The following is a 566-nucleotide window of genomic DNA, read 5'->3' on the forward strand; positions in this document are numbered from 1 at the left end:
TCTTGACGTCATCATATAGCTTTGACATATTCAGATTCTTCTTGATTTGCGTTTACGTTTGGCTTCTTCTTTCTTGATGGCGTTTTGAAACGCCTGTTCCTCCGGGTCGAAGCCGGGGCCGAGAGTGTACAAATTTCCGATTGCCCCGACGGTGGCTTCAATCACATCTTCTACAAGTGAGGGCTTTTGCGTCGGGGTATATTCGACGGTTACTTTGGGGCGCGTCGTAGTGTAATCAGACTGTTGTTGCCCATGCCTGCGGTTGAGCTCAAAGAGGTTGTTCAGGCGGCGATATGTGAAAGCACGGTCGATTTTAGACCCGTTGACTGTTATATCGCCGTCTGTAAATTTCACGCCGATGTGTTTGCCTGTGTTGTGATCGTCATGAAATTTTACCTCAATTCCGGCACAGGCGAGGCGGCGCGAGAACTCATCCCACGACTTACAGCAATAAATCGCCTGACTGATCCGCTCCTTGAATACCGGAATTCTGTCCTCGTATTTCTGTTTCAGCGGCGAGTATGTGAGTCTGTATTTGTCCTTGATGGCCTTTACAACACGGTCGC

The 566-nt window shown here is 48.9% G+C and carries 1 pseudogene; it reads right to left on the reverse strand.

Features of this window, described 5'->3' with window-relative positions:
* Nucleotides 1-30: 30 nt before the first annotated feature.
* Nucleotides 31-566 (reverse strand): annotated as a pseudogene (locus E4T81_RS15730) (relaxase/mobilization nuclease domain-containing protein); the annotation flags it as partial.

The organism is Barnesiella sp. WM24, assembly GCF_004570975.1.
Taxonomy (GTDB): Bacteria; Bacteroidota; Bacteroidia; order Bacteroidales; family Muribaculaceae; genus Muribaculum.